The sequence below is a fragment of the Nocardioides sp. Soil805 genome, from assembly GCF_001429625.1.
In the GTDB taxonomy this organism is placed as follows: domain Bacteria; phylum Actinomycetota; class Actinomycetes; order Propionibacteriales; family Nocardioidaceae; genus Nocardioides.
Genome location: NZ_LMSU01000006.1, coordinates 188,445 through 203,751, shown reverse-complemented (window position 1 = coordinate 203,751; position 15,307 = coordinate 188,445). Strand labels below are relative to the sequence as shown.

Genomic DNA, 15,307 nt, shown 5'->3' with positions numbered 1-15,307 from the left:
GGCGCCGGCTACCTGCCCGCCTCCATCACCCGACGCCTGGCCGCCGCGAGCGCCGGACACACCCGCTCCACCCTCCAACGCCTCTTCGCCGCACCCACCACCGGCGCCCTCATCGCCCTGGAGTCCACCTCCAGCTACTTCCGCCACGCCCTGGCCGACCTCATCGACCTGCGCGACCGCCGCTGCCGCACCCCGTACTGCAACGCCCCGCTCCGCCACCACGACCACGTCGTCCCCCGCAACCGAGGCGGAGCGACGTCCGCCGACAACGGCCAAGGACTCTGCGAAGCCTGCAACTACGCCAAGGAGACCCCCGGCTGGCACCACCAACCCATCCCAGACCCCCTGGCCACCACCCAGATCACCCTCACCACCCCCACCGGACACCAGCACCACTCACGAGCCCCAGACCCACCCGTCACCGGCCGCCACGCCTCCCCCGCCGAACGCAAGGTCGCGCAGGTGCTTCTCCACCGCGCCGCCTGATCCGAGGCGCCACGATCCCCCGGGACTCGTCCACAGCCGGGGTGGCGCCCGATCGACCCCTGTGTGAGGGTTCCGATGCTCACTGGGAAGGAGGGCGACGATGGTCGGCACGTCAGGGACGAGGCTGATCCTGCTGCGTGGCAACAGCGGGTCGGGCAAGACCACGCTGGCCCGCGCCCTCCAGCGGGGTCGGGGCAGGGACCAGGTGGCGGTCGTCTCGCAGGACGTCGTGCGCCGTGACGTGCTCTGGGCCCACGACCGAGCAGGCAACCCGGCGATCGGCCTGATCGACCTGATGGCCCGGTACGCCCTGGATCAGGGCATCTCCGTCGTGGTCGAAGGCATCCTGCATCCCGAGCGGTACGGCGAGATGCTCAGGCGGCTGGCCCGAGATCACCGGGGAAGGACGCTCGCGTACTTCTGGGACCTCCCCTTCGAGGAGACGCTCCGGCGCCACGCGACGAAGACCAAAGCCGCGGAATTCGGTGAGACCGAGATGCGCGACTGGTGGTACGGCGCTGCACGCGTGGACGGACTCGACGAGGCATCCATCGGGATCGACGAGAGCCTGGACGACCTCCTCCACCGCGTCGGCGCGGATTGCGGGTGGACCTAGCCGCGGACCGCGGCACATGGCCGATACTGCTCCGATGGGCGTACGCAACTACCTCGTCGAGGGCGTCTCCGGAACGGGCAAGACCTCCGTGTGCCGAGAGCTGGCCCGCCGCGGCCACCACGCCGTCAACGGGGACACCGACCTCGCCTACCAGGGTGACCCCGCGACGGGCGAGGCCACCGACACCGCGCTGCACGAGCACCACATCTGGGACGTCGGCCGCGTCCGGGCCCTGGTGGCGGACCACCGGGACCCCGTCACCTTCTTCTGCGGGGGCTCACGCAACTTCACCCGGTTCATCGACCTCTTCGACGAGGTCTTCGTGCTCGACGTCGACCTGGACACGCTGCACCGTCGGCTCGACCAGCGCCCGCACGGCGAGTGGGGCGCTAAGCCGTCGGAGCGCGCCCTCGTCGTCCGGCTCCACCGGACCAAGGAGGACGTCCCCGGCACCGGCGTGGTCATCGATGCGACCCGACCGCTCGGGGACGTCGTCGACGAGATCCTCCGTCGTGCGGGACTGGTCGGCGACAGCACCGGCCAGGCATAGCTCGACGACGCCGTCGCCACCAGGGGGCACCCTCAGGTCGTATGCTCCGCCGGCTTGCGCGCGGCGGGGACCGCGAGCGCGGCCGGCACGAGCAGCACGGCCACGACGAGCAGCGCGTCCAGGGTCCCGACCTGGTCCCCCACGAACCCCAGCAGCGGCGGCCCGGCGAGGAACGCGGCGTACCCGATCGTCGAGACCACGCTGACCCGCGCCGCGGCCCGCGCGGGGTCGTCGGCCGCGGCGCTCATCCCCACCGGGAAGCCGAGCGAGGCACCGAGGCCCCAGAACACGATGCCGAGGACCACGAGCGCCGGGTGGCCGCCCAGGACGATCAGCAGCACCCCGGCCGCGGCGACCGCCATCGTCGACCACAGGACGGCGGTACGCCCGAAGGCGTCGAGCAGGTGGGTTCCGGCGACGCGACCCAGGGTCATGGCCGCGACGAAGAGCCCGAACCCCGCCACGCCCACGGCGTGCGAGACGTCGTACCCGTCGACGAGGGCGACCGCCAGCCAGTCGTTGGCGGTGCCCTCGGTCATGGCGAGCGCCAGCACCATGACGCCGATGAGCAGGGTGCGGGGCTCGAGCCAGGCGCGGGCGGCGGAGGCGGGCGCCTCCTCGACCTCGGCGATCGGGAGGAACGCCCCTGCGCCACGCCACACCAGCACGGCGGACAGCACGACCACGGCGAGCAGGTGCACGGCACCCGGTACGCCGAGCGCGACGAAGCCGGCACCGAGCAGGGCCCCGACGACGGTGCCGAGGCTGAAGCCGGCGTGGAAGCGCGGCATCACGGTCCGCCCCAGGCCGCGCTCGACCTCGGCCCCCTCGACGTTCATGGCCACGTCCCACACGCCGATCCCGATGCCGTAGACGAACAGCGCAGCGCCGGTGACGACGAGGGAGCTGCCCAGCGCGAGCCCCGTCGTACCGAGGCCGAGGGCCGCCGCGAGCGCGCCGGCGCGCAGCACCCGCACGGTGCCCCACCGGCCGATCGCGGCGCCCGTGCTCGGCAGGGCCACGAGGGAGCCCACCGCGATCATCAGCAGCAGCACCCCGAGGCCGCCGTTGCTCAGCTCGAAGCCGTCGCGCGCCTCCGGGATGCGCGAGACCCAGCTGGCGAAGCAGAGGCCGTTGAGGACGAAGGCCAGCCCGACGGCGTTGCGAGCGGCGTTCACGTCGGGCGCGGCGGTGACCGGCGACACCATCTCAGCCGCGGTTCCGGTCCCAGTCGGCCCCGGGAGGGCCCGCCTCGATCCACGCCTGGAAACCGGTCAACGAGGCCTCGCTCATTGCGATCTCGAACGGGCCGGTGGGGGTCGCGCAGCACACCACGACGTGGCCCGCGTACAGCGACATCTCCTCCGCACCGACCAGGTCGCGACGCCCGGAGTAGGTCATCGACTGGCGCGACCAGCTCATCCGCGGTCGCGGGGAGAGCGAGAAGATGCGGAACCACTCGAGCGAGTCACCGCTGTACCGGCCCAGCCCCAGCAGCCAGCCGCGGCCCGGGTGCGAGGTGCGCATGCGGTAGCTCAGCTCGAAGGTGCCGCCGTTGCGGGCGATGAGGCGCCGGCGCACGATGAGGGCGACGCCGTACAGGAGCGGCAGGACCAGCAGGACGCCCGCGAACTCGAGCAGCCACTGCCACAGCGGCATCCAAGCCTCCTTCGACACCCTCGAAATGCAGTGAGCGCACGGACCACTCGGTCCGTGCGCTCACCCTAGCGTCAGGCGTTCGTCACTTCGTCAGGACGCCCGCTCCACGGCCCGGACCCGGGCCTCGGCGCGGCGGACCGCCTCCTCGGCGGCGTCGTCGTTCTCGCCGGAGGACTTGGCCCGCTCGAGCTCCTGGCGTGCCTTCTCCAGGTCGATCTCGTGCGACATCTCGGCGCGCTCGGAGAGGATCGAGACCCGGTTGTCGGCCACCGACAGGAAGCCGGCGTCCACGGCCGCGACCCACGTCTCGCCCTCGGCGGTCTGCACGTCGACGACACCCTCGATGATCACCGAGAGCATGGGGGCGTGCCCGGGCAGGATGCCCACGTCGCCCTCCGTCGTCCGCGCGATGACCATCCGGGCCTCGCCCGACCAGACCAACCGGTCCGCCGCGACGAGCTCCACCTGGAGGGGCTTGCTCGTGTCAGCCATCAGAGCGACTTCTGGATCTCAGCCCACTTGGCCTCGACGTCGTCGAGCCCACCGCACATGAAGAACGCCTGCTCGGCGACGTGGTCGTACTCGCCGTCCGCGATCTTGTTGAACGCCTCGATGGTGTCCGCCACGGGGACCGTCGAGCCCTCGATGCCGGTGAACTGCTTGGCCACGTAGGTGTTCTGCGACAGGAAGCGCTGGATGCGGCGCGCCCGGGACACGATGATCTTGTCCTCCTCGGAGAGCTCGTCGACACCGAGGATCGCGATGATGTCCTGGAGCTCCTTGTTGCGCTGGAGGATCTGCTTGATCCGGACCGCGCAGCGGTAGTGCTCCTCGCCGATGTACTGCGGGTCGAGGATCCGCGAGGTCGACGTCAGCGGGTCCACCGCGGGGTAGATGCCGAGCGAGGCGATCTCTCGCGAGAGCTCGGTGGTCGCGTCGAGGTGGGCGAACGTCGTGGCCGGCGCGGGGTCGGTGTAGTCGTCGGCCGGCACGTAGATCGCCTGCAGCGACGTGATCGAGTGACCACGCGTCGAGGTGATGCGCTCCTGCAGCTGGCCCATCTCGTCGGCCAGGTTGGGCTGGTAGCCCACCGCGGACGGCATGCGACCGAGCAGCGTGGAGACCTCGGAACCGGCCTGGGTGAAGCGGAAGATGTTGTCGATGAAGAGCAGCACGTCCTGCTTCTGCACGTCGCGGAAGTACTCCGCCATCGTCAGGGCCGACAGGGCGACGCGCAGGCGGGTGCCCGGCGGCTCGTCCATCTGGCCGAAGACGAGGGCGGTCTGGCCGATGACGCCGGCCTCCTCCATCTCGACGATGAGGTCGTTGCCCTCGCGGGTGCGCTCGCCGACACCGGCGAACACCGACACACCACCGTGGTCCTTGGCGACACGGGCGATCATCTCCTGGATGAGCACCGTCTTGCCGACGCCGGCACCGCCGAACAGGCCGATCTTGCCGCCCTGCACGTAGGGGGTGAGCAGGTCGATGACCTTGATGCCGGTCTCGAACATCTGGGTCTTCGACTCCAGCTGGTCGAACGCGGGCGCCTTGCGGTGGATGCCCCACCGCTCCTTGACGTCCAGCGTCTCGCCCTCGGCGAGGTTGAGGCAGTCACCGGTGGTGTTGAACACCTTGCCCAGCGTCACGTCGCCCACGGGAACCGTGATCGAGGCGCCGGTGTCCGTCACCTGGCCACCACGGACGAGGCCGTCGGTGGGCTTCATCGAGATGGCGCGGACCATGCCGTCGCCGATGTGCTGGGCGACCTCGAGGATGATCGAGTGCTTGTCACCGCCCAGCTCGAACTCGCAGGTCAGGGCGTTGTAGATGGGCGGCATCGAGTCGGACGGGAACTCGATGTCCACGACCGGGCCGATGACGCGGGCGATGCGACCGATGGAGCCACCGGCCTGGTGGGTCGTCTCTTCAACAGTGGCAGTCATGTTCACTCACTCCCGGCTTGTGCGTCGGCAAGGGCGTTGACGCCACCGACGATCTCGCTGATTTCCTGGGTAATGCCAGCCTGGCGAGCCTGGTTGGCGATGCGCTTGTACTTCTTGATGAGCTCGTCGGCGTTGTCCGTCGCGGACTTCATCGCCTTCTGGCGAGCGGCCAGCTCGGAGGCGGCCGCCTGCAGCAGGGCGAAGAAGATCCGGCTCTGGACGTAGCGCGGCAGCAGGGAGTCGAGCACCTCGGACGGCGAGGGCTCGAACTCGTAGAGCGGCAGCAGGTCCTCCTCGGAGGGCCTCTCCTCGCTCTCCACGACCTCCAGCGGGAGCAGGCGCACGGCCTGGGGCTCCTGGCTGAGCATCGAGCGGAACCGCGTGTAGACCACGTGGACCTCGTCGACACCCGGCGCGGTGCCCTCCTCGGGCTCCTCGCCGGTCTCGTTGAGGAACGCCGAGATCAGCGTCGCGCCGATGTCGCTGGCGACGTCGTACGTCGGCTGGTCGGAGAAGCCCGTCCACGACTGCACCACGGGGCGCTGCCGGAACTTGAAGTAGGCCTCGCCCTTGCGGCCGGAGACGTAGACGTCGACCTCCTTGCCCTCCTCCTTGAGCTTCTCGATGAGGCGCTCGGCCTCCTTGAGCACGCTCGAGGAGTAGGCGCCGGCGAGTCCCCGGTCGGAGGTGACGATGAGGATCGCCGCCCGCGTGGGGTTCTCCGGCTCCACCGTCAGCGCGTGGTCGACGTTGGAGAAGGTCGCGACGGCCGAGACCGCACGCGTGAGCTCACGAGCGTAGGGCGCGGCCGCCTGGGCCCGCTGCTGCGCCTTGATGATGCGGGACGCGGCAATGAGCTCCATGGCACGCGTGATCTTCTTCATCGACTCCGTCGACTTGATCCGCGCGCGGTACTCACGTACCGAGAGAGCCATGGTCAGCCCCGCTTCTGCTTGACGATCTGCTCCTGCTCGACGTCCTCGTCCTCGAGGGCGACGTGCTCCTCGTGGCCGGCCTTGATGCTCTGGCCGTCCGAGGTCTCGAACTGGTCGAGGAAGGAGTCGTACGCCTTCTCGAGCTCCGACTCGGTGGAGTCCTCGAACTTCTGCGACTCGCGGATGCCGGCGAGGATGCCCTCGTGGCTGCGACGCAGGAAGTCGAGGAACTCGTTCTCGAAGCGGAGCACGTCGTCGGTGGGCACCTTGTCCAGGCGGCCCGAGGTGCCGGTCCACAGGGACACGGTCATCTCCTCGACGGGGTACGGCGAGTACTGCGGCTGCTTGAGCAGGGCCATGAGGCGCTGGCCGCGGTCGAGCTGCTGGCGCGACGCCGCGTCGAGGTCCGAGGCGAACATGGCGAAGGCCTCCATGGCGCGGAACTGCGCCAGGTCGACCTTGAGCGAGCCGGTGACGGCCTTCATCGCCTTGGTCATGGCCGAGCCACCCACCCGCGAGACCGAGACACCCACGTCGATGGCGGGGCGCTGGTTGGCCGCGAAGAGATCCGACTGCAAGAAGATCTGGCCGTCGGTGATCGAGATGACGTTGGTCGGGATGAACGCCGACACGTCGTTGGCCTTCGTCTCGATGATCGGCAGGCCGGTCATCGAGCCCTTGCCCATGTCGTCGGACAGCTTGGCGCAGCGCTCGAGGAGCCGGCTGTGCAGGTAGAAGACGTCACCCGGGTAGGCCTCACGACCCGGCGGGCGGCGCAGCAGCAGCGACACGGCGCGGTAGGCCTCGGCCTGCTTGGTCAGGTCGTCGAAGACGATCAGGACGTGCTTGCCGTCGTACATCCAGTGCTGGCCGATGGCCGAGCCGGTGTACGGGGCGAGGTACTTGAAGCCAGCGGAGTCGGACGCCGGGGAGGCCACGATCGTCGTGTACTCCAGCGCGCCGGCCTCCTCGAGGGCGCCACGCACCGAGGCGATGGTCGAGCCCTTCTGGCCGATGGCGACGTAGATGCAGCGCACCTGCTTGTCCGGGTCGCCGGACTCCCAGTTGGCCTTCTGGTTGATGATCGTGTCGATGGCGATCGTGGTCTTGCCGGTCGCGCGGTCACCGATGATGAGCTGGCGCTGGCCACGACCGATCGGCGTCAGGGCGTCGATCGCCTTGATGCCGGTGGCGAGGGGCTCGTGCACCGACTTGCGCACCATCACGCCGGGAGCCTGCAGCTCCAGGGCGCGACGCTCGTGCGACTCGATCTCGCCGAGGCCGTCGATCGGGGTGCCGAGCGGGTCGACCACGCGGCCGAGGTAGCCCTCGCCCACGGGGACCGAGAGGATCTCGCCCGTACGACGGACGGTCTGGCCCTCCTCGATCTTGTCGAAGTCGCCCAGGACCACGACGCCGATCTCGCGCGTGTCGAGGTTGAGCGCGATGCCCAGCGTGCCGTCCTCGAACTCGAGCAGCTCGTTGGCCATGACGGAGGGCAGGCCGCTGACGCGGGCGATGCCGTCCGCTGCCTCGGCGACGGTGCCGACCTCTTCCTTGCTGGCCGACTCAGGCTTGTAGTCGGACACGAAGCGCTGCAGCGCGTCCCGGATCTCGTCCGGACGGATCGAAAGCTCCGTCATCTGTCTTCCTTACTCTCGTCTGCTCGAAAAGTGCTGGGGTAGGTGGTGGTGCGTCAGCCGGCGAGCGAGCGCCGGGCGTCGTCGAGGCGGTTGGCCACGGTGCCGTCGATGACATCGTCACCGACCTCGACCTTGATGCCGCCGAGGACATCGGGGTCCACCACCACGTTGAGGTGGATCTGGCGGTCGTACTGCCGCGACAGCGCGTCGGTGAGGCGCTGGCGGTCGGCGTCGGAGAGCGGGTGCGCCACGCGGACGGTGGCGACGCGCTGTCCGTGCACCGTCGCGGCGACCTGCTGGTACGTCGCGAGGGCGGCCGCCACGGTGCGGTAGGTGCCGGCCAGCGCCTGCTGGGCCAGGGTCACCGTCGCCGGGAGGGCCTTGCCGTCGAGGAGCGAGTGCACCAGGCGCGCCTTGTCGTCCTGCGACCGCGAGGGGTCGGACAGGGCGTCCCGCAGGCCGGGGTTGTCGTTGACCGTCTGGCCGTAGGCGAACAGCTCGTCCGCCAGCCGACCCGAGTCGTCACCCGCCGAGCGGACCACGGCCACCTCGCCGAGGTGCTCGAGGGCGTCGGCCAGGTCCCGCGAGACCGTCCAGCGGCGGCTCACGGCCGAGCCGAACAGGTCGAGGGAGTTCTGGTCGACGCGGCCGCCGAAGATCTCGGTGACCAGGCCCACCTTGGCCGAGGAGTCGACGGACGCGTCCGTCGCGATCCGGCGCAGGGCAGGCTCCGAGCGCAGCACCGACGAGACCGTGAAGAGGTCGTCACCGATGCGGCTCGCGTCCGCGCCGCCCTGCAGCCTGCTCTCCAGCTCGCTGGTGAGGACTGCGAGGGCGTCCGCGGATGCTCCACGCATGGCGCCGCGGGCCATCAGTTGACCCCGCTCCCGGTGCTGGTCGAGCCGTCGGCCTCGAGGTCGGCGAGGAAACGCTCGACGACCCGGCTCTGACGAGCCTCGTCGTCCAGGCTCTCACCGACGATGCGACCAGCGAGGGTCGTCGCCAGAGCGCCGACCTCGGCCCGCAGCGAGGTGACCGCCTGCTGGCGCTCGGCCTCGATCTGCGTCTTGCCGTGCTCCACGATCCGCGAGGACTCGGCCTGGGCCTGCTCCCGCATCTCGGCGACGATCTGGGCACCCTGCTCGCGAGCCTCCTCGCGGATGCGCGCTGCCTCGTGCCGGGCGTCGGCGAGCTGCTTCTCCAGCTCGGCGAGCTTGGCGTCGGCCTCGGCCTGCTTGGTCTCGGCCGCGCTCAGGCCACCCTCGATCGCCTCGGTGCGCTCGGCGAAGGTCTTCTCGAAGCGGGGAACGACGAACTTCCAGATCGCGAAGAGCAGCAGTCCGAAGACCACCAGCGACGTGGCGAACTCGACGGGCACGAAGCCGAGAGGGTTCTCCGGCGCATGGCCGCCCTCCTCCGCGCGGATGATCACATTCTGCATGGCAGTCCTTCGTCAGTGCGTGCGTGCGGGGGGCGTCAGAGGACGAACGCGAGCGCGATGCCGATGATGGCGAGCGCCTCGGCGAGCGCGAAGCCGAGGATCGCGATCGACTGGAGGCGACCCTGCGCCTCGGGCTGACGCGCGACACCGGAGATGTAGGCCGCGAAGATCAGGCCGATGCCGACGCCGGGGCCGATGGCCGCGAGTCCGTAGCCGATCATGTTGAGGTTGCCGTCCACGGCTGTTTCCTTTCGGTTGTTTCTACTGGTGAGGTGAAGTCGTGCTACTCGGGGTCCCAGCGCTGGCCGGAGCGCAGTGCTGCGTGGGATCAGTGCTCGTCGGCGAGGGCACCCGAGATGTACATGGCGTTGAGCAGGGTGAAGACGTAGGCCTGCAGGAACTGGACCAGCAGCTCGAGGAAGGCGATGGCGATGGCCAGCACCCAGGCGAGCGGACCGGCCACGTAGCCGATGCCACCCTGCTCGATCAGGTAGAGCCCACCGGTGGTGAACAGGATCAGCAGCAGGTGGCCGGCGAACATGTTGGCGAACAGACGCAGGGCCAAAGTGACCGGGCGGACCACGATGTTGGAGAAGAACTCCAGGGGCACGAGCAGCGGGTACATCAGGGGCGTGACGCCCGAGGGCACGGTCTGCAGCTTGAGGTAGCCCAGGAGGCCGTGCTTCTTAATGCCGACCGCGTTGTAGATGACCCAGCTCAGCGCGGCGAGCGCGTAGGCCATCGAGGCCCGCGAGAACGTGGGGAACTGGACCAGCGGGACCGAGGCCATCACGTTGTTGACCAGGATGAAGAAGAAGAGCGTCACCAGGTAGGGGACGAACCGCTGGAAGTCGTGGCTGCCGATGATGTCGCGGCCGATCGAGTTGCGGACCATCCCGTACGCGCTCTCGCCGGCGAACTGCATGCGACCCGGGACGAGGGACACGCGGCGGGTGGCGGCGTAGAAGAACAGGAAGACCACCAGCCCACCCAGCAGCAGCTGGACGAGCGGCTTGGTCACGGCGTACTCCCCCAGGTGGAAGAGCGGCACGGCGCTGAAGTCGAAGCTGTTGGGGCCCGGCGGGACGAACTCGTCCCCGGACTCCGCCATGGCGATGCCGAACGTGGTGGTCACCAAATCTCCTACTGGCTTGCCTTGTTGAATCGTGCGTACGTCATGTAGATCCCGAACCCGGCACCGACGAGGATGCCGATCGCGACGAGGAACGCCGTTCCCAGCCAGCGATCGAGCAACCAGCCGACCAGGCCGTAGACCGCCACGCCCGAGACGATGTACCCGAAGGCGTGCCAGGGGTCGCCCTTGGGGGAGTCGTCCGGTCCGGCAGGCGGGGAATTCTCTCGAGCCATCGCGGACCGAACCCTAGCAGTCGTCGCGTTCATCGCTCACCCCCGGGCCGAGCGCCCGCGGACAGGTCGTAGACCGGGATGCGCTGCCTCCCGACGATCCACACCTGCACCACCATCCAGGTCACGGTGACCGCGATGACGGCGCCCGCGAACCAGCCGCGGGAGGGTCCGTCACCGACGATCCCTGACCGGGACAGGGCCACCGCCACGGCGCCCATGAGCACGACCTGGAGCGTGTAGGTCAGCAGCGCCACGAGGAGCGAGGCGGTCGGCATCACCCGTGCGGCCGTCTGCACGACAGCCGTCCCGGTCGCGAAGACGGCCAGGGCCAGCACTCCCCCGGCGGCGGCACCGAGGGCGCCCTGCCTCCCGTCGACGAGACCGGCCAGGACGACGACCACGACGACCAGGACCAGCCCGGCGGTCGCGGCACCGAGGAGCGGGGAAGCACCGCGGCGGGTGTCCTGCTTCGACTCGGTCGTCATGTCGGCGGCCGTCCTGTGGAGGGTGTCTGTCAACGGTGGAACGGGGCGGTCGCAAGGCTGCTGCGACCGCTCGTGAAAACTATCACAAAGTCCCCGTCGGCTCCGAACCGAGGGGTTCGACCTCCGGCTGGCCGGGCTTCCTGAGGACCGGCACCAGGAACGTGAGGGCCACGGTGAGCACGAACATCGTGCCGAGACCGGCCCACATCCACGGACCGCTGTAGAGGCTGGTCAGCACGGCACCGCTCGACACGAGACCGGCCCAGAGCCACATGATGAGGACCGCCCTGCGCTGGGAGTGGCCGATCTCGAGCAGGCGGTGGTGCAGGTGCTGCTTGTCGGGGGCGAACGGCGAGCGCCCCGCCCGCGTGCGGCGTACGACGGCCAGCACCAGGTCGGCGACCGGCACCAGGAGCAGGGACACCGGGAGCAGCACCGGGAGCACCGCCACGACGGTGCTGTTGCCGTCAGAGGAGATGTCGGTGCCGTTGAACTGGCCGGTGAGCGTGAGGGTGCTGGCGGAGAAGACGATGCCGAGGAGCATCGAGCCCGAGTCGCCCATGAAGAGGCGGGCCGGGTGGAAGTTGTGCGGCAGGAAGCCGGCGCACACACCGGCCAGCGCCGCGCTCAGCAGGGCCCCGGTGGAGGCCAGGGTGAGGTCCTTCTGGTCGGTGAGGACGTAGCAGAAGACGAAGAAGGCGACGGCCCCGATGCAGACCACGCCGGCCGCCAGCCCGTCGAGCCCGTCGACGAAGTTGACCGCGTTGATGGTCGCCACCACCACGATGACGGTCAGCAGCGCGCCCTGGTTGGGGTCGAGGAGGAACTGGGAGTCCCCGGCCCCGGGCAGGTAGTAGAAGCGCACCTGGGAGTAGACCAGCAGGCCGGCGGCCAGCACCTGTCCCCCGAGCTTGGTGAGCGCGTCGATCTCGAAGATGTCGTCGACGACCCCCACCGCGCAGATCAGCGCCCCGGCGACCAGCACCACGCCGGCGTCGCGGAAGACGAACGGGTCGCTGCGGGAGAGGAACGGCAGCTCGCGGGCCACCAGGTAGGCCGCGACCAGCCCGCCCAGCATGGCCAGTCCCCCCAGATAGGGGATCGGGGCGTCGTGCACGTCGCGGTCACGGACCGCGGCGACCGCGCCGGTGCGCAGCGCGATCTCGCGGGCGATGACGGTGAGCAGGTAGGTGGCCGTGCCGGCCACGAGGAAGACGAGGAGGTACTCGCGCATCAGCCCTCGTCCGTGAGTGGGACCCCGAGGGGCTCGAGGACCTCGTTGAGCTCCTCCAACGACAGGGCGCCGCGGCGCAGGACGCGACCCTGCGGGCCTGTGCAGTCCACGATGGTCGAGGCCTCTCCCCCGTCGACCGGGCCGCCGTCGACGACCACCTCGACGGAGTCGCCGAGCATCCGCTCGGCCTCGTCGGCGTCGCGGGCAGCCGGCAGGCCGGTGGTGTTGGCCGAGCTGACGGCCAGCGGACCGGTGCGCTCGAGGACCGCCAGCGCGACCTCGTGGTCGGGCATCCGCACGGCCACCGTGCCCCGGGTCTCGCCCAGGTCCCACTGCAGCGAGGTCTGCTGGCGGCACACGATGGTCAACGGCCCGGGCCAGAAGCGCTCCACGAGAGCGCGGGCGTAGGTCGGCACGCCGACGGCGAGGGCGTCGAGGGTGGTCGCGGTGCTCACCAGCACCGGCGGCGGCATCTCGCGGCCGCGGCCCTTGGCGTCGAGGAGCGCCTGGACCGCGTCCGCGTCGAACGCGTCGGCGGCCACGCCGTACACCGTGTCGGTGGGCAGCACGACCAGCAGTCCGCGTCGTACGGCGGTCGCCGCCGCCTCGATGGCCGCCTCGCGCTCGTCCTCGGTCGTCACCCCAAGCCGTTTCACGAGGGTCATCGTGCCAGTCGCGCCGTGGTGAAGCGTGGACGACCTGCCAGGTCGCGGTGGTCGACGACCTCGGCCCAGCGTCCGGTGGCGCGCAGGACGGCCGGGGCCGCCTCCCCCTGGGCGTCCGCGTGCTCGAACCCGAGGACTCCCCCGGGTCGCAGCAGCGCGGCGGCGCGCACCGCGAGGACCCGGATCGCGTCGAGGCCGTCGTCGCCGGAGAAGAGCGCCAGGTGGGGGTCGTGGTCGCGCGCCTCGGCGGCCACGGACTCCCAGGCCTCGAGGGGGACGTACGGCGGGTTGCAGACCACCACGTCGACCGTGCCGAGCAGGTCGTCGAACGCGGTGGCGAGGTCGCCGTGGCGCAGGTCCACGCCGGTGCCGGCCAGGTTGCGCTCGGCCCACGCCCAGGCGCCCTCGTCGAGCTCGACGGCGTGCACGTCGGCGCCGGGCACCTCGTCGGCGACCGCGCGCGCGATGGCACCCGAGCCCGTGCAGAGGTCGACGACGACCGGGGACCCCAGGCCCTCGGTCGCCTCGATCGCCCACCCCGCGAGCAGCTCGGTCTCGGGGCGGGGCACGAAGACGCCGGGCCCGACGAGCAGCTCGACGTGGCGGAAGGCGGCCGTGCCGGTCAGGTGCTGGAGCGGCTCGCGGGCCGCGCGACGCGCGACGAGCGCGTCGTACGCCTCCCGCTGCTCGGGCGAGACGTCGTCGACCAGGACGAGCCTGCCGAGGGAGACGTCGAGGACGTGGGCGAGCAGCAGCTCGGCGTCCCGCTCCGGGGAGGCGACGCCGGCCACCCGCAGCGTCTCGGCCGCCGCACGACGCAGCTCCCGGGTCACTGGTCCAGCGCCTCGAGCCGGGCCGCCAGGTCGGCGTCGATGCTGGACTGGAGGACGGGGCCGAGGTCCCCGTCGAGCACCTGGTCGAGGTTGTAGGACTTGTAGCCGGTGCGGTGGTCGGAGATGCGGTTCTCCGGGTAGTTGTAGGTGCGGATGCGCTCGGAGCGGTCCACCGTGCGGACCTGGCTGCGCCGTGCCTCGCTCGCCTCGGCGTCCGCGGCCTCCTGGGCGGCGGCCAGGATCCGCGCCCGCAGGATGCGCAGCGCGGACTCCTTGTTCTGCAGCTGGCTCTTCTCGTTCTGGCAGCTCGCCACGATGCCCGTCGGCACGTGCGTGATGCGCACCGCCGAGTCGGTCGTGTTGACGCTCTGCCCGCCCGGGCCCGACGAGCGGTAGACGTCGATGCGCAGGTCGGCGTCGTTGATCTCGACGTCGAGGTCCTCGGCCTCCGGCATCACCAGCACGCCGGCGGCGCTGGTGTGGACCCGGCCCTGCGACTCCGTGACGGGCACCCGCTGGACGCGGTGGACGCCACCCTCGAACTTGAGCAGCCCGTACGGCGCCTGGCCGGGCTCGGAGGTGCCGCGGGCCTTGACCGCCACGGTGACCGACTTGTAGCCGCCGAGGTCGGACTCGGTGGCGTCGAGGACCTCCGTGCGCCAGCCGCGCGCCTCGGCGAAGCGGGTGTACATCCGGAGCAGGTCGCCGGCGAAGAGCGCCGACTCCTCACCCCCCTCCCCCGACTTGACCTCGAGGAGCGCGTCCTTGGCGTCGGTGGGGTCGCGCGGCACCAGCAGGTGGCGCAGCCGCTCCTCGGCCTTCTCGCGGCGGGCCTCGAGGGCGAGCGCCTCGTCGGCGAAGGCGGGGTCGTCGGCGGCGAGCTCGCGCGCCGCCTCGATGTCCTCACCGAGCTCGAGCCAGTCGCGCCAGGTGGCCACCACGGCGCTGAGCTCGGCGTAGCGCTGGTTGAGGCGCTTGGCCAGCCGCTGGTCGGCGTGCGTCTCGGGCGCGGCGAGCTGGTGCTCCAGGCTCGCGTGCTCGGCGACGAGTCCCTCGACGGCCTCGAACATCGGTGCGCTCCTGGGGGCTGGCTGGGCTGGGGGAAATGCACAACGCCGACCTCCCGCGGGGCGGGAGATCGGCGCTGGGGACGAGCTACTTGCTGTCGGCGCCCTGGGGAGCCTTCTTGGCGTAGCGGGCCTCGAACCGGGCGACGCGGCCGCCGGTGTCGAGGATCTTCTGCTTGCCGGTGTAGAACGGGTGGCACTGCGAGCAGACGTCGGCCTTGAGCGAGCCGGAGGTCGCGGTGCTGCGGGTGGTGAACGCCGCGCCACAGGTGCAGGTGACCTGGGTCTCGACGTACTCCGGGTGGATGTCCTTCTTCATGGTGTTCCTCTCCAGACGTTGCCGCCGGGTCGTGCACGCGCGGATGCGTGGACGTGAACC

20 protein-coding genes are annotated in these 15,307 nt (G+C 70.6%); 3 read left to right on the top strand and 17 right to left on the bottom strand.

Annotated features, from left to right (window positions below):
- The 3 genes from ASG94_RS20555 to ASG94_RS20545 form a co-directional block, all read left to right on the top strand.
- On the top strand, positions 1-486 hold a 486-nt coding region (locus ASG94_RS20555; protein WP_162260849.1), incomplete at its 5' end, for an HNH endonuclease.
- Between the two features lie 100 nt (positions 487-586).
- A complete protein-coding gene (locus tag ASG94_RS20550) occupies positions 587-1,102 on the top strand; it encodes an AAA family ATPase (protein WP_056928354.1) in 516 nt (171 codons plus the stop codon).
- Between the two features lie 34 nt (positions 1,103-1,136).
- A complete protein-coding gene (locus ASG94_RS20545) occupies positions 1,137-1,652 on the top strand; it encodes an AAA family ATPase (RefSeq protein ID WP_056928353.1) in 516 nt (171 codons plus the stop codon).
- A gap of 32 nt (positions 1,653-1,684) precedes the next feature.
- Here ASG94_RS20545 and ASG94_RS20540 read toward each other — a convergent pair whose 3' ends face one another.
- The 17 genes from ASG94_RS20540 to rpmE all read right to left on the bottom strand — a co-directional run bounded on the left by ASG94_RS20540 (position 1,685) and on the right by rpmE (position 15,247).
- Entirely contained in the window at positions 1,685-2,860 is a 1,176-nt protein-coding gene (locus ASG94_RS20540; protein WP_056928352.1) for an MFS transporter, read from the bottom strand.
- A 1-nt stretch (position 2,861) separates the two neighbouring features.
- On the bottom strand, positions 2,862-3,311 hold the full coding sequence (locus ASG94_RS20535) for a DUF2550 domain-containing protein (protein ID WP_056928351.1): 450 nt from the start codon (positions 3,309-3,311) through the stop codon (positions 2,862-2,864).
- A 90-nt stretch (positions 3,312-3,401) separates the two neighbouring features.
- Positions 3,402-3,803, bottom strand: a complete 402-nt coding sequence (locus tag ASG94_RS20530) for a F0F1 ATP synthase subunit epsilon (protein ID WP_056928350.1) — start codon at positions 3,801-3,803, stop codon at positions 3,402-3,404.
- Entirely contained in the window at positions 3,803-5,257 is a 1,455-nt protein-coding gene (gene atpD, locus ASG94_RS20525; protein ID WP_056928349.1) for a F0F1 ATP synthase subunit beta, read from the bottom strand. The genes ASG94_RS20530 and atpD overlap by 1 nt, the downstream gene beginning before the upstream one ends.
- Before the next feature lie 2 nt (positions 5,258-5,259).
- Complete coding sequence (locus ASG94_RS20520; RefSeq protein ID WP_056928348.1) at positions 5,260-6,192, bottom strand: F0F1 ATP synthase subunit gamma; 933 nt, start codon at positions 6,190-6,192, stop codon at positions 5,260-5,262.
- A 2-nt stretch (positions 6,193-6,194) separates the two neighbouring features.
- Positions 6,195-7,835, bottom strand: coding sequence for a F0F1 ATP synthase subunit alpha (gene atpA, locus ASG94_RS20515; protein ID WP_056928347.1), 1,641 nt, complete (start codon positions 7,833-7,835; stop codon positions 6,195-6,197).
- 53 nt (positions 7,836-7,888) lie between these two features.
- Positions 7,889-8,707, bottom strand: coding sequence for a F0F1 ATP synthase subunit delta (locus tag ASG94_RS20510; protein ID WP_056928346.1), 819 nt, complete (start codon positions 8,705-8,707; stop codon positions 7,889-7,891).
- Positions 8,707-9,276: a F0F1 ATP synthase subunit B gene (locus ASG94_RS20505; protein WP_056928345.1), complete on the bottom strand. Its 570-nt coding sequence runs from the start codon at positions 9,274-9,276 to the stop codon at positions 8,707-8,709. Before ASG94_RS20505 ends, ASG94_RS20510 begins: the two co-directional genes overlap by 1 nt.
- A 35-nt stretch (positions 9,277-9,311) precedes the next feature.
- On the bottom strand, positions 9,312-9,515 hold the full coding sequence (atpE, locus tag ASG94_RS20500) for an ATP synthase F0 subunit C (RefSeq protein WP_269800883.1): 204 nt from the start codon (positions 9,513-9,515) through the stop codon (positions 9,312-9,314).
- Between the two features lie 89 nt (positions 9,516-9,604).
- Complete coding sequence (gene atpB, locus ASG94_RS20495) at positions 9,605-10,411, bottom strand: F0F1 ATP synthase subunit A (protein ID WP_235537352.1); 807 nt, start codon at positions 10,409-10,411, stop codon at positions 9,605-9,607.
- Between the two features lie 8 nt (positions 10,412-10,419).
- Positions 10,420-10,644, bottom strand: a complete 225-nt coding sequence (locus ASG94_RS20490) for an AtpZ/AtpI family protein (RefSeq protein ID WP_056928344.1) — start codon at positions 10,642-10,644, stop codon at positions 10,420-10,422.
- A gap of 29 nt (positions 10,645-10,673) precedes the next feature.
- A complete protein-coding gene (locus ASG94_RS20485) occupies positions 10,674-11,129 on the bottom strand; it encodes a hypothetical protein (RefSeq protein WP_056928343.1) in 456 nt (151 codons plus the stop codon).
- Positions 11,130-11,211: 82 nt separating this feature from the next.
- Positions 11,212-12,363 (bottom strand): glycosyltransferase family 4 protein, encoded by a 1,152-nt coding sequence (locus tag ASG94_RS20480; protein WP_056928342.1) that lies wholly within the window; start codon positions 12,361-12,363, stop codon positions 11,212-11,214.
- Complete coding sequence (locus ASG94_RS20475; RefSeq protein WP_056928341.1) at positions 12,363-13,028, bottom strand: L-threonylcarbamoyladenylate synthase; 666 nt, start codon at positions 13,026-13,028, stop codon at positions 12,363-12,365. Before ASG94_RS20475 ends, ASG94_RS20480 begins: the two co-directional genes overlap by 1 nt.
- Positions 13,025-13,861, bottom strand: coding sequence for a peptide chain release factor N(5)-glutamine methyltransferase (prmC, locus tag ASG94_RS20470; RefSeq protein ID WP_056928340.1), 837 nt, complete (start codon positions 13,859-13,861; stop codon positions 13,025-13,027). Before prmC ends, ASG94_RS20475 begins: the two co-directional genes overlap by 4 nt.
- Complete coding sequence (gene prfA / locus ASG94_RS20465) at positions 13,858-14,931, bottom strand: peptide chain release factor 1 (protein ID WP_056928339.1); 1,074 nt, start codon at positions 14,929-14,931, stop codon at positions 13,858-13,860. Before prfA ends, prmC begins: the two co-directional genes overlap by 4 nt.
- 85 nt (positions 14,932-15,016) lie before the next feature.
- Positions 15,017-15,247 (bottom strand): 50S ribosomal protein L31, encoded by a 231-nt coding sequence (rpmE, locus tag ASG94_RS20460; RefSeq protein WP_056928338.1) that lies wholly within the window; start codon positions 15,245-15,247, stop codon positions 15,017-15,019.
- Positions 15,248-15,307 lie beyond the last annotated feature (60 nt).